Below are 13178 nucleotides of genomic sequence, written 5' to 3'. Positions count from 1 at the left end.
GCGATTGCTGGACACCAGGGTAGGGGGTCTGTCCCGGGCCCGACCCCCCGCCCGGGAAGACGCCGGGAAGACAGGGGGGCCGGGAGGACGGCGGGGAGCCCGGGCCGGGCGGCCGCAGGGCCGCGGCCGTCGGGGGACCAGGCGTCGGGGATCAGGCCGCGAGCGCCTTGGCCAGCGCCTCGGCGACCCGCTCCTGCTGGGCCTCGGTGATCTGCGGGAAGAGCGGCAGGGTCAGGACCTCCCGGGCGGCCCGCTCGGCCACCGGGAAGGCGCCCGCGTCGTGGCCGAGCTCCCGGAAGGCGGGCTGGAGGTGGACCGGCACGGGGTAGTGGACGCCCGCGCCGATGCCGGCGGCGTTCAGCGCGGCCAGCACCGTGTCCCGGTCGCGGCCGGGGCCGACGCGCACCGCGTAGAGGTGCCAGACGTGCTCGTTGCCGGGCGCGGTCCGCGGCAGACCGACGCCGTCGAGGTCGGCCAGCAGCCGGTGGTAGCGCTCGGCGGCGGCCCGGCGGGCCTCGTTCCAGGCGGGCAGCCGGCGCAGCTTGGCGCGCAGCACGACGGCCTGCAGGGCGTCCATCCGGGAGTTGAAGCCGAACCGCTCGTGCACGTACTTGCGGGCCGAGCCGTGGTCGCCGATCAGCCGGACGGCGCCGGCCAGTTCGTCGTCGTCGGTGACGACCGCGCCCGCGTCGCCGTAGGCGCCGAGGTTCTTGCCGGGGTAGAAGCTGGTGGCGGAGATCCGGCCGTGAAAGGCCCGGCCGTGCTGCCGGGCGCCCTGGGACTGCGCCGCGTCCTCGACCACCGGCAGCTCCCCGGCGAGGTCGAGCAGCGCCGCCATCGGGGCGAGTTGGCCGTTCAGGTGGACGGGCAGCAGCGCCACCGCGCCGGGCAGGGCGTCCGCTACCCCGGCCGGGTCGATCAGGAGGGTCTCGGGGTCGGCGTCGACCAGCACCGGGCGCAGGCCGGCCCGGACCACGGCCTCGGCGGTGGCGACGAAGGTGTTGGCGGGCAGCACCACGCCGCCGCCGGGCGGCAGCCCGAGGGCGCGCAGGGCGAGTTCGAGGGCGTCGGTGCCGTTGGCGGCGCCCACGCAGTGCCGGGTGCCGGAGAAGGCCGCGTACTCCTCCTCGAACCCGGCCACCTCCGGGCCCTTGATGTAGCCGCCGGTGGCGAGCACCCGGTCGAAGCCGTCCCTGACCTCCTCGGCGACCTCGGCGTGCGCGGCCTTGAGGTCCACGAGCGGGACGGGCTGGTCGGTGGTCATCCTTGGTCTCCCCCTGGGTCGTCTCGGCGGATCGGGTCGGACGTACGGCGGCAGGGCCTCAGACCCGCGCGGGTCGGGTCGGACATACGGCAACGGCCCCCGGCCCCACGTGGGGCGAGTCGGACGTACGACGACGGGCCCTCAGGCCCGGTCCGCCCTCCGAGGCAGGGCGGACCGGGCCGGCAGGCTCAGCCGAGGGCGGTGCGCAGCGCCTCGACCACCCGGTCCTGCTGCTGCTCGGTGAGCGCGTGGAAGAGCGGCAGGATCAGCGAGCGGCGGGTCAGCAGCTCGGTGGCGGGCAGCGGCACCCGGGCGGTGCCCTTGTACGGGGCCTCCAGATGGGCCGCCATGATGCCGCGCCGGGCGGAGACGCCGGCCGCGGCGAGCCGGGCGAGCAGCTCGGTCCGCTCGGGGGCGCCGTCGGCCGGCAGCAGCCAGCAGGACTGGTAGTTGGTGGTGCCGTGCGCCGGATCGGCGACCAGCCGGGCGCCGGTGCCGGTGCCGGCCAGCAGCTCCCGGTAGCGCCCGGCGAGTTCGCGGCGCCGCGCCACCATCTCCGGGAGCCTGCGCAGCTGGACCAGGCCGATCGCGGCCTGGATGTCGGTCATCCGGTAGTTGAAGCCGATCTCGTCGTACGTCTCCGGCAGGCTCGCGCCGCCCGCGGTGTGCCGGTCGGCGGCCGAGACGCTCATCCCGTGCTCGCGCAGCCGCCGCAGCCGGGCGGCGAGCTCACCGTCCTGGCAGGTGACCATGCCGCCCTCGCCCGTGGTGAGCAGCTTGCGCGGGTGGAAGGAGTACGCGGCGATCGCGGCGTCGGCGCCCACCGGCCGGCCCCGGTACACCGATCCCGCCCCGCAGGCGGCGTCCTCGACCACCGTGATGCCGCGCGGTTCGACCAGCTCGCCGATGCCGTCCAGGTCGACCGGTACGCCGCCCTGGTCGACGGCGATGACGGCCCTGGTCCGCGCGGTGAGCAGCGGTTCGACCGTCCCGGCGGTGAGGTTGCCGGTCTCGGCGTCCACGTCGGCGAAGACGGGCACCGCGCCGAGGTAGGTGACGGCGTTGGCGGTGGCGATGAAGGAGAGCGAGGGGACGACCACCTCGTCACCCGGCCCGACCCCGGCGCCGATCAGCGCCAGGTGCAGGGCGGTGGTGCAGGAGGAGACGGCGACCGCGTGCGGGGCGCCGAGGTGCTCGGCGAAGGCCCGTTCGAACTCGGCGACCCGGGGGCCCTGGGCCACCCAGCCCGAGCGGACGGCCTCGGCGGCGGCCTGGGCCTCCTCCTCGCCGAGCCAGGGCAGCATCACGGGAATGGTGGGCGGGACGGGGGCGGTGGACACAGGTGTACTCCGAACTGCCGTGCAGACAAGGGGACCGGGGCCCGGCCGGCGCTACTGCTCGCGCCACCAGCCGACCAGCTTGCGCAGGCCGTCGTCGAGGCCGAGTTCGGGCTTCCAGCCGAGGTCGCGCTCGGCGGCGGTGACGTCCGCCAGCCGCCGCACCACGCCGCCGGCCGTGCCGCGGGCCGGGCCGTGCTCGACGTCCAGGTCCGGGCGGTCCATCGCGGTGAGCAGCGCGTCGGCCAGGCCGCGCAGCGAGACCTCGGTGCTGCTGGCGATGTTGTAGACCCGGTCGGTGACGGGGGCCGCGGCGGCCAGCAGGTTGGCCCGGGCGATGTCCTCGGTGTAGACGAAGTCCATGGTCTGCGCGCCGTCGCCGAAGATCAGCGGCGGCTGCCCGGCGGCGATCCGCTCCATCCAGCGGATGAACACCTCGGTGTACTTGCCGTGCACGTCCATCCGGGGCCCGTACACGTTGAAGTAGCGCAGGGCGACGTAGTCCAGCCCGTACATGGCGTGGAAGCTGCGCAGCAGTCCCTCGTTGAAGACCTTGGCCGCTCCGTAGAGGGTGTCGTTGTGGTACGGGTGCTGGGTCTCGGGGGTCGGGAACTCGTCGGCGAGGCCGTAGACGGAGGCGGTCGAGGAGGCGACGACCTTGCCGACACCGGTCTCGGCGGCGGCCTCGACCACGTCGAAGGCGCCGTCCACCATGACCTCCAGCGCGAGCCGGGGCTCGGTGGCGCACTGGGTGATCCGGATCGCGGCGAGGTGGAACAGCAGGTCGGTGCCGGGGTTGAGCAGTTCGCGCAGCAGGGCGCGGTCGCGGATGTCGCCGTCGACGACCCGCAGCCGGCCGGGTGCGGCGATCTCCTGGGCGTAGGCCAGGTTGGCCATCCGGCCGCGGACGAGGTTGTCGAGCACGACGACCTCTCGGGCGCCCGCCTCGATCAGCTGGTCGACCACGGTGGAGCCGATGGTTCCGGCCCCGCCCGTGACCAGGCAGCGCGAGCCCTCGATCTGTACAGCGTTCACCGCGTCGCGGCCCTCTCGTGTGCGTCGGACAGTCGGTTGGCCGGCCCCGCCTCGGCGATCCCGGAGGCACTGCTCCCGGAGGCGCTGGTCCCGGAGGCGCTGATCCCCGCCTCGGCGAGCCCGGAGACCTCGCGGCCGGACACCTCGCGGCCGGAGGCGTCGCGGCCGCAGGCGTCGAGCCCGCCCTCGGCGATCCCGGCGCCCACCGGGACGGTGGCGCCGCCGAGTTCGAGGCTGAGCGAGGCGGCCTCCAGCAGCTGCAGCACGCGCAGCCCGGAGCGCCCGTCGGTGAGCGGGGCCCGGCCCTCGGTGATGGCGGCGGCGAACTCGGCCATCACGTTGCGCAACGCCTCCTGCTCGACCAGCGCGGGCGCGACCATCTCGCCGACCCGGTAGGAGATCAGCGCCTGGTGGCGGATCGCGTCGGTCAGCTCGTCGGGCGGGGTGAGGTCCACCCCGCGGTCGTGCACCGCCAGCCGGGCCTGCGGGTTGAGGTCGTCCCAGACCAGGGTGCGACGCGAGCCGCCGATCATGGTGGTGCGGACCTTGGTCGGGGAGAGCCAGTTGACGTGGCAGTGCGCCAGCGCGCCGTTGCTCAGCCGCACCGCCAGGTACGCCACGCAGGCGCGGCCGGCACCGATCGGATCGGCCCCCTGGGCGGACACCCCGACCGGTTCGACGCCCGGCGGCAGCACGAAGTCGAGGATGGACAGGTCGTGCGGGGCGAGGTCCCACAGCACGTCGACGTCCGGCTGGACCAGCCCGAGGTTGATCCGTACCGAGTCGAAGAACTGGACGTCGCCGATCTCCCCGCCGTGCACCAGTTCGCGGATCCGGCGCACCACCGGGGTGTAGCAGAAGGTGTGGTCGCACATCAGCACCAGCCCGCGCTCCTCGGCGAGCGCGACCAGTTCGGCCGCCTCCGCGGCGGAGGTGGTGATCGGCTTCTCCACCAGGACGTGCTTGCCGGCCTCCAGCGCGGCCCGGACCAGCCGGTAGTGCGCGGCGGCGGGCGTGGCCACGGCGACGGCGCCGACCCGCTCGTCGGCGAGCACCTGCTCGAAGGAGGTGGTGGCCCGGACGGTGCTGTACTCGCCCAGGACCCGCCGGGACTTCGCCTCGTCCAGGTCGCAGAGCCAGTGCAGGCGCAGCGCCGGCGTCTGCTGCGCGTTGCGGACCAGGTTCGGTCCCCAGTAGCCGGCCCCGACCACGGCGACGCCGATCGGGTGCGCGGGTGCGGGCTGCGGCGGCGCGCCCGGCGTGGGCACGTGCTCGCCGGGCGCCTCATTGGCGGTTTCCGTCTCCGTCATCGCAAGACCCCCCTTGCTCGACGCCGGGGCACCCTCGCCTCGGCGGCCTCAACGGCCAGACAGAGCAAAGGAGTTGTAGTCAACGACCGGCCATCCCCATGGACCGGCCGCCCCCTTGGCTCGCTGCTGGAACGCTACCGGCCGCCGCGACCGACCGGAGGTGGATTCGGGAAACCCGGGGACGAGTCGTGACGATCGCGTGCGGATCCGGCCACGATTGCGTGCCCTACCGGTCGGTCCCGGAAGCCGATCGGACACCCTCGCACCCCGGTTGTGCGAATGTCAGGGCCATTTGACAGGCTTGCCCCGTACTGACCCCGTCAGCCGTGCCATCAGCGGAAAGCAGTGAGGAGGAGGGCGACCTATGACCACCGGGGACCGGACCGACCCGCCCGTGCTGCGCCACCACCGGGACAGCCTGCTGCCCGCCGTCGCCGCCGCCCTGTCGCTGCGCGGCGGGGAGGTGCACACCCTGGCCGGCGACAAGCCGTCCCGCCGTCCCGTCCTGCACCCGCTGGTCGGCGACTTCCTGGACGACCTGCCGGTCGAGCACCGCGAGCGCTTCACCGGCCGCTGCCCGGAGGCCGTCCTGCTCTCCCAGTACCTCACCGCCGTGGACGGCAGGCGCTCCAAGCGCGCCGCCCGCAAGCCGATGAGCCTGCACGAGGCCCGCAAGGCGCTGAAGGGCTCCCGGCTGACCACCGTCCGGATCCGCGAGGAGCACGACCCGGCGCACGGCACCCACGCCCCGCCCTGCCGGTCCTGCGTACCGCTGCTGGAGCACTTCACCGTGCAGAGCGTCGCGGTCGGACCGCCCGCCGGCTGACCGCGCCCTCGTACGCCCCCCGTCCCCGAGCCCTGGAGCCCGCCCTGAACCCGCCCAGCCCGCCCCCGCCCCCGCCGGCCACCCTCGGTGGACCGGCCACCCGGACCCGCCCGCGCTTCCCCGCCGACGTCGCCGCCGAGCTCAAGTCGGCCGGCTGGCACCCCGGCCGGTGGGAGATCCGGCAGGCCGAGGAGTGGGCGGACGCCCTGGCGGGGTACGGCAACCCGGCCGGGGCGCGGCACGCGGTGTTCCCGGCGGCCGTGGAGGCCTGGGCCGAGTTCGGCGGCCTGGCCTTCGACATCGGCGGGCCCGGCCGGCAGCAGGCGCGGACGCCGTTCCTGGTGGACCCGCTCTGCGGACTGCACCAGCCGCGCACCCTGGCCGACCTCGGCCGGGCCCTGGGCACCAAGCTCGCCCCGCTCGGCGAGGAGCTCTACGGGCAGGCGCTGCTGGCCGTCGACGAGGAGGGCCGGGTCTACAGCCTGGACCACGCCGGCGAGTGGTTCCTCGGCCACGGCATCGACCAGGCCGTCTCCGCCCTGATCCTGGGCACCGCCCCCGAGCGGCTGCGCACCGCCGACGAGGACTGAGCCGCCCGGCCGGCACCCCCGGGCCCGGTCCGGCACCGTCCGGCTCGGACCGGAGGGTCGGCCCGGACCGGAGGCCGGCTCAGACCGGAGGCCGGCTCAGACCAGCCGGTCGGTGCGCACCGCGAGCCGGGAGGGCAGCACCGCCTCCACCCGGAACCCGCCGTCCCGCTCCGGGCCCGCCGAGAAGCTGCCGCCGAGGGCGACCACCCGCTCGCGCATCCCGACCAGCCCGTTGCCGCCGCTGGGCAGCCCCGCGGCGACCCGCTCGCCGCCGGGGCAGCCGTTCACCACGGCCACCCGCACACCGTTGGGCGCGTACGCCAGCAGCACGGCCACCTGCGCCCCGCCCGCGTGCTTGTGCGCGTTGGTCAGGCCCTCCTGGACCACCCGGTACGCGGTCTGCTCGGCCTCGGTGGTGAACTCCTGGCGGCTGCCGCTGACCGTCAGGGTGACGGCCATCCCGGCCGCCCGCGACTGGTCGACCAGTCGCGGCAGCGCCACCAGCGAGTCCGGCTCCGGCGCGGCCTCCTCCGACATCCGCAGCACCCCGAGGATCTCGCGCAGCTCGTTCAGCGCCTGCCGGCCGACCTCGCCCATCAGCTTGGCGCTCTGCGCCGCCTTCTCCGGGTCCTTGGCCACGATCCGCTCCAGCGCCCCGGCGTGCACCACCATCAGCGACACCCGGTGCGCGACCACGTCGTGCATCTCCCGGGCGATCCGGGTGCGCTCCTCCAGCCGGGCCCGCCGGGCGCGCTCGCGGGCCTGCTCGGCCAGCAGGTCCAGCTCGGTCTCCAGGCCGTGCGCACGGTCCTTCAGCGACTCGATCAGCCGCCGCCGCGCCCCCACGTACAGGCCGGTCACCACCGGCGGCACGGTCAGCCCGACGGCCACCAGCACCGCCAGCAGCACCTGGCCCCAGAGCGGCGGCTGCTCCACCGACCCGTCGGAGGGGGTGAGCATCGAGACCAGCATCACGCCGACCGCCTCGACGAAGGCCAGCGCGGACAGCGCCACCACCCGCCGGCGCCGCGAGGGCCACTCCCAGGTCTCCGCCAGCGTGTACAGCGACACCACCAGCAGGATGACGCCGAGCATGCCGGGCATCGCCACCAGTGCCACCAGCACCGGGACGGCGGGCCAGCGCCGCCGCACCACCAGGCTGGCGCCCGAGAGCGCGCCCACCAGCGCGACCCCGACGATCGCCAGTGTCCCCAGGTGGACCCGGGGCGCCAGGAACGCGACGGCGCTCGCCGCACACTCCAGTGCCGCGAGCGCGGCCAGCGCGATGTCCAGGAGGGCGCTGCGCCGGCGCTCCCACCACCAGAACGACCGGTTCGGCACGCGCTCCCCAGGCGACTTGCTCATAGTCCTACAGACTAGGGCCCAACCTTGATCCATCCCCACTGGGATTCACCGCAACACTCCCCAGACCCTTAAGTGGTCCAGACCACATGCCCAGCCCGGCGATCGTGTCCGCCATCCGGCCACCTCGCGGACAGCGACCCCCTCGACACCTATGCTGGTCGCGTCGGACAGCGCGGTCCGCACGCGTCACACGCGACACACGTACGCGGGCACTGTGACGATGAGCCGTTGCCGAACCCCACCACCACAGGGAGCCAGCCGTGACCGCTCCGGTCCCCACCCCGGCGGACAGCCCCACCCCCGCCGTCGCCGACAACGCAGCCCTGCGGGCGGACATCCGCCGTCTCGGCGACCTGCTCGGCGAGACGCTGGTCCGTCAGGAGGGCCCCCAGCTCCTGGGCCTGGTCGAACAGGTCCGGCTGCTCAGCCGCACCGACGGCGAGGCGACCGCCGAGCTCCTCTCCGACATCGACCTGGACACCGCGGCCAAGCTGGTCCGCGCCTTCTCCACCTACTTCCACCTCGCCAACGTCACCGAGCAGGTGCACCGCGGCCGCGAGCTCGCCACCCGCCGCGCCCGCGAGGGCTCGCTGCTCGCCCAGACCGCCGACCAGCTGGCCGAGGCCGACCCCAAGCACCTTGAGGACACCCTCGCCCACCTGGCCGTCCGCCCGGTCTTCACCGCCCACCCCACCGAGGCCGCCCGCCGCAGCGTCCTCAACAAGCTCCGCCGGATCGGCGAACTCCTCGACCGCATCCACCGCGAGCAGATCGCCGCCGGCCTCTCGCACGCCGACCCGGCCCGCACCTCCTCCGCCAAGCGCCAGGCCGACCGCCGGCTGGCCGAGGTCATCGACCTGCTCTGGCAGACCGACGAGCTGCGGATCGCCCGCCCCGAGCCCACCGACGAGGCCCGCAACGCCGTCTACTACCTGGACGAGCTCTACCGCGAGGCCGTCCCGGCGGTCTTGGAGGAGCTGCACGAGGAGCTCGCCCGGGTCGGCCTCACCCTCCCCGAGGGCGTCCGCCCGCTGACCTTCGGCACCTGGATCGGCGGCGACCGCGACGGCAACCCGAACGTCACCCCGCAGGTGACCTGGGACGTCCTCAACCTCCAGCACGAGTACGGCATCAAGGACGCCCTCGCGGCGATCGACGACCTGCGCAACTCGCTCTCCACCTCCGAGCGGCTGGCCGGCGCCTCGGTCGAGCTGCTCGCCTCGCTCAACACCGACCTGAGCCTGCTCCCCGAACTCAGCCCGCGCTACAAGCGGATGAACGCCGAGGAGCCCTACCGCCTCAAGGCCACCTGCGTCCGGCTCAAGCTGGAGAACACCCGCGAGCGCCTCTCCGCCGGCACCCCGCACGTCGAGGGCCGCGACTACCTCGGCACCCGCGAGCTGATCGCCGACCTGCGGCTCGTCCAGGACTCCCTGCGCACCCACCGCGGCGGTCTGATCGCCGACGGCCGGCTCGCCCGCGCCATCCGCACCATCGAGGCCTTCGGCCTCCAGCTCGCCACCATGGACGTCCGCGAGCACGCCGAGGCGCACCACCACGCGCTCGGCCAGCTGTTCGACCGGCTCGGCGAGGAGGCCTGGCGCTACGCCGACATGCCGCGCGAGTACCGGCAGAAGCTGCTCGCCAAGGAGCTCCGCTCGCGCCGGCCGCTCGCCCCCACCCCGGCCCCGCTGGACGCCGCCGGCACCAAGACCCTCGGCGTCTTCAACACCATCCGCGAGGGCTTCGACCGGTTCGGCGACGAGATCGTCGAGAGCTACATCATCTCGATGTGCCAGGGCGCCGACGACGTCTTCGCCGCCACCGTCCTCGCCCGCGAGGCCGGTCTGATCGACCTGCACGCCGGAATCGCCAAGATCGGCATCGTGCCGCTGCTGGAGACCACCGACGAGCTCCAGGAGGCCGACCGCATCCTGGACGAGATGCTCTCCGACCCCTCCTACCGCCTGCTGGTCTCGCTGCGCGGCGACGTCCAGGAGGTCATGCTCGGCTACTCCGACTCCTCCAAGTTCGGCGGCATCACCACCTCCCAGTGGGAGATCCACCGCGCCCAGCGCCGGCTGCGCGACGTCGCCCACCGCTACGGCATCCGGCTGCGCCTCTTCCACGGCCGCGGCGGCACCGTCGGCCGCGGCGGCGGCCCCTCGCACGAGGCCATCCTGGCCCAGCCCTGGGGCACCCTGGAGGGCGAGATCAAGGTCACCGAGCAGGGCGAGGTCATCTCCGACAAGTACCTGCTGCCGTCGCTGGCCCGGGAGAACCTCGAACTGACCATCTCCGCCACCCTCTCCGCCTCCGCGCTGCACACCGCGCCGCGCCAGGCCCCCGAGGAGCTGGCCCGCTGGGACGCCGCGATGGACAGGGTCTCCGAGGCCGCCCACACCGCCTACCGCGGCCTGGTCGACCAGGAGGACCTGCCGAAGTACTTCTTCGCCGCCACCCCGGTCGACCAGCTCGCCTCGCTGCACCTGGGCTCCCGCCCGTCCCGCCGCCCCGACTCGGGCGCCGGGCTGGACGGCCTGCGGGCCATCCCGTGGGTGTTCGGCTGGACCCAGTCCCGCCAGATCGTCCCCGGCTGGTACGGCGTCGGCTCCGGCCTCGCCGCCGCCCGCGAGGCCGGCCTCGGCGACGTGCTGGACGAGATGTACGGCCAGTGGCACTTCTTCCGCAACTTCCTGTCCAACGTCGCCATGACGCTGGCCAAGACCGACCTGCGGATCGCCCGCCACTACGTCGAGCAGCTCGTCCCCGCCGACCTGCGCCACATCTTCGACCAGATCGTCACCGAGCACGAGCTCACCCTGCGCGAGGTGCTGCGGCTCACCGGTGAGAGCGAACTGCTGGAGCACAACCCGGTGCTGAAGCAGACCTTCACCGTCCGCGACGCCTACCTCGACCCGATCTCCTACCTCCAGGTCGCCCTGCTGCGCCGCCAGCGCGAGGAGGTCGCCACCGGCCGCCCGGAGGACCCGCTGCGCGCCCGCGCCCTGCTGCTGACCGTCAACGGCATCGCCGCCGGTCTGCGCAACACCGGCTGACCGGTCCCACGGCACACCGAGGGCCCCGCGGCACCCCCCAATTCGGGGGTGCCGCGGGGCCCTTCGCTTCACCTTCCACCAACGGACGACGGGTCACGGACGACGACGGGTCACGACTGACGCCCGACGGACAACGCCGAAAGGGCCGGTGCCCGGTTCCCCGGACCCGGCCCCCTTCGGAGGGGTCACTCCCCCAGATCGCCCGCGCGTCGGCGCCGCACCCACAGGGCCGCTCCGCCGGCCGCCACGACCAGGCCGCCGCCGACGGCCAACAGGCCCGCGTCACCGCCGACCGAGCCGCCGAGCACCGGGCCGAACTGGGCCGCGGCCGGATCCGGGGACACCACACCCGGATCCGGCTCCGCCACCGATTCGGCGTGCGCCACCCCGGCACCCGCACCTGACAACAGCACTCCGGCCGCTCCCAGCGCGCCGGCCTTGCCGACCCGCCGTCCGAGCTGCCTCAGCCGTACCACCCGGATCCGCCGCAGGCGCCGGACCGGCCGCAAACTCCGCATCGAGAACTCCCCAGGACCCGTTCGCGTACTGGCCCGACGCTATCGGATCCCGCACAGGGTTCTCACACCAATTCAGGTTTGGTCACCAAGCGTTGTACGACTGTTGCGTACCCGCTCGATGAACTGACGCCTGGTCAACACCTCAGGAGTTGTACGTCCCCTGCGCCCGCTCCAGCCCCTCCGACAGAAGCGCCTCCACGGCGTCGGCGGAGCGGTCCACGAACCACTCCAGCTCCTTGCGCTCGGTGCCGGAGAAGTCCTTCAGCACGAAGTCCGCGACCTCCATCCGGCCCGGCGGGCGGCCGATCCCGCAGCGCACCCGGTAGTACTCCGGGCCCAGCGACTTGGTGATCGACTTCAGCCCGTTGTGGCCGTTGTCCCCACCGCCGAGCTTCAGCCGCAGCGCCGCGTAGTCGATGTCCAGCTCGTCGTGGACGGCCACCAGGGCCGACGCCGGCGCCTTGTAGAAGTCCCGCAGGGCCGTCACCGGCCCGCCCGAGAGGTTCATGAAGGACATCGGCTTCGCCAGCACCACCCGCCGGCCCGCCAGCCGCCCCTCGGCCACCTGGGCGCGGCTCTTGTGCGCCTTGAACTTCGCACCCATCCGCTGCGCCAGCAGGTCCGCCACCATGAACCCGATGTTGTGCCGGTTCCGGGCGTACTGCTCACCCGGGTTGCCGAGCCCGACCACCAGCCAGGGGCCCTCGTACGCGTCCTCGCTCATCCCACCGCTCCTCGCACTCACGCTCATCGCCATCATCTCGAACACACCGCGCCGGGACCTGCCGGGCCCCGGACAGACCACTGCCCCGGCCGCTCCAGTACGGAGCGACCGGGGCAGCGGTCCTCAGGCAGATACCTCAGGCAGACGCCTCAGGCTGATGCCTCAGGCTGATGCCTCAGGCAGAGCGCTGGGCTCAGGCCTCGGCGCCGGCCTCGGCCTCGGCGGCCTCGGCGTCCGCGTCGGCCTGCGAGGCCTGGGCGCCGATGACCTGCAGCACGACGGTGTCGGCCTCGACGGCCAGCGAGGTGCCCTTGGGCAGGGTGATCTCACCGGCGGTGATCGAGGCACCGGCCTCCAGGCCCTCGACCGAGACGGTCACGGACTCGGGCAGGTGGGTGGCCTCGGCCTCGATCGGGAGGGCGTTGAGGACGTGCTCCAGCAGGTTGCCGCCGGGGGCCAGCTCGCCCTCGGTGTGCACCGGGATCTCGACGGTGACCTTCTCGCCGCGCTTCACGAGGAGCAGGTCGACGTGCTCGATGGTGCGCTTGATGGCCTGACGCTGGATCGCCTTCGGCAGGACGTACTCGTCCTTGCCCTCGATCGGAACGACCAGCAGGGCGTTCGGGGTCTTCAGGGCCATCATCAGGTCGTGGCCGGGCAGGTTCAGGTGAACCGGGGCGTGGCCGTGGCCGTAGACGACACCGGGGACCAGGCCGGCACGACGGGCACGACGGGCGGCACCCTTGCCGAACTCGGAACGGGTCTCAGCGGCGATGCGGATCTCGGACACGACTGCACTCCTCGTGAAAACTGGCGCGGGGGTGCAGGCAACGCGAAAACCGCCGGGACCACACCCACAAGAACGTTCGGGGGTCACTCGGCGGCGCACGACCTCTGCCGGCAGTGGAGAAATCCGGCACCGGCAGCGCGTCGATCACGGAGCGGGCACCCGTCGAGCAGGCACACGGCATCCCTCGCCGAGCATTTTCACGAGTCTAACCGCACCGGCGGCCTCCCGTGAAATCGGCGGGGGGGCCCCGGCCCCCGGGGCCCGGGGCCCCCCCCCCGGGGGGGGGGGGGGCCCCCCCCCCCCGGGGGGGGGCCGGGGGGGGGGGGGGGGGTGGGCCCCCCCCCCCCCCCCGGGCCACCA

The 13178-nt window shown here is 74.0% G+C and carries 11 protein-coding genes; 3 read left to right on the top strand and 8 right to left on the bottom strand.

Annotated features, from left to right (window positions below):
* Positions 1-151: 151 nt before the first annotated feature.
* The 4 genes from ACGFZP_RS04770 to ACGFZP_RS04755 all read right to left on the bottom strand — a co-directional run bounded on the left by ACGFZP_RS04770 (position 152) and on the right by ACGFZP_RS04755 (position 4946).
* The gene (locus ACGFZP_RS04770; RefSeq protein WP_392928594.1) at positions 152-1264 is read right to left on the bottom strand and encodes a DegT/DnrJ/EryC1/StrS family aminotransferase; all 1113 of its coding nucleotides are present in this window, start codon (positions 1262-1264) and stop codon (positions 152-154) included.
* Between the two features lie 188 nt (positions 1265-1452).
* On the bottom strand, positions 1453-2604 hold the full coding sequence (locus ACGFZP_RS04765; protein WP_392928592.1) for a DegT/DnrJ/EryC1/StrS family aminotransferase: 1152 nt from the start codon (positions 2602-2604) through the stop codon (positions 1453-1455).
* A gap of 51 nt (positions 2605-2655) precedes the next feature.
* On the bottom strand, positions 2656-3636 hold the full coding sequence (locus ACGFZP_RS04760; RefSeq protein WP_392928590.1) for an NAD-dependent epimerase/dehydratase family protein: 981 nt from the start codon (positions 3634-3636) through the stop codon (positions 2656-2658).
* Positions 3633-4946 (bottom strand): Gfo/Idh/MocA family protein, encoded by a 1314-nt coding sequence (locus tag ACGFZP_RS04755; RefSeq protein ID WP_392928588.1) that lies wholly within the window; start codon positions 4944-4946, stop codon positions 3633-3635. Before ACGFZP_RS04755 ends, ACGFZP_RS04760 begins: the two co-directional genes overlap by 4 nt.
* A 364-nt stretch (positions 4947-5310) precedes the next feature.
* Between ACGFZP_RS04755 and ACGFZP_RS04750 the strand changes: the two genes are divergently transcribed.
* Both ACGFZP_RS04750 and ACGFZP_RS04745 read left to right on the top strand, forming a co-directional pair.
* A complete protein-coding gene (locus ACGFZP_RS04750; protein ID WP_392928587.1) occupies positions 5311-5772 on the top strand; it encodes a YwqJ-related putative deaminase in 462 nt (153 codons plus the stop codon).
* 44 nt (positions 5773-5816) lie between these two features.
* Positions 5817-6362 carry an SUKH-3 domain-containing protein gene (locus tag ACGFZP_RS04745; RefSeq protein WP_392929644.1) on the top strand — a complete coding sequence of 182 codons (546 nt, stop codon included), beginning with the start codon at positions 5817-5819 and terminating at the stop codon, positions 6360-6362.
* Positions 6363-6458: 96 nt separating this feature from the next.
* Here ACGFZP_RS04745 and ACGFZP_RS04740 read toward each other — a convergent pair whose 3' ends face one another.
* Positions 6459-7727 carry a sensor histidine kinase gene (locus ACGFZP_RS04740; protein WP_392928586.1) on the bottom strand — a complete coding sequence of 423 codons (1269 nt, stop codon included), beginning with the start codon at positions 7725-7727 and terminating at the stop codon, positions 6459-6461.
* 260 nt (positions 7728-7987) lie between these two features.
* Between ACGFZP_RS04740 and ppc the strand changes: the two genes are divergently transcribed.
* The gene (gene ppc / locus ACGFZP_RS04735; protein ID WP_392928585.1) at positions 7988-10786 is read left to right on the top strand and encodes a phosphoenolpyruvate carboxylase; all 2799 of its coding nucleotides are present in this window, start codon (positions 7988-7990) and stop codon (positions 10784-10786) included.
* A gap of 185 nt (positions 10787-10971) precedes the next feature.
* On the opposite strand, the gene ACGFZP_RS04730 is transcribed toward ppc, so the two are convergent.
* The 3 genes from ACGFZP_RS04730 to ACGFZP_RS04720 form a co-directional block, all read right to left on the bottom strand.
* Positions 10972-11304, bottom strand: coding sequence for a hypothetical protein (locus ACGFZP_RS04730; protein WP_392928583.1), 333 nt, complete (start codon positions 11302-11304; stop codon positions 10972-10974).
* Between the two features lie 142 nt (positions 11305-11446).
* On the bottom strand, positions 11447-12028 hold the full coding sequence (gene pth / locus ACGFZP_RS04725; protein ID WP_392928581.1) for an aminoacyl-tRNA hydrolase: 582 nt from the start codon (positions 12026-12028) through the stop codon (positions 11447-11449).
* Between the two features lie 193 nt (positions 12029-12221).
* Positions 12222-12818: a 50S ribosomal protein L25/general stress protein Ctc gene (locus tag ACGFZP_RS04720; protein ID WP_392928578.1), complete on the bottom strand. Its 597-nt coding sequence runs from the start codon at positions 12816-12818 to the stop codon at positions 12222-12224.
* Positions 12819-13178: the final 360 nt, after the last annotated feature.

Origin of the sequence: Kitasatospora sp. NPDC048239 (genome assembly GCF_043202015.1) — a bacterium.
GTDB lineage: Bacteria > Actinomycetota > Actinomycetes > Streptomycetales > Streptomycetaceae > Kitasatospora.
The sequence above is the reverse complement of the archived record's forward strand: the minus strand, read 5'-3'. Positions and strand labels throughout refer to the sequence as shown.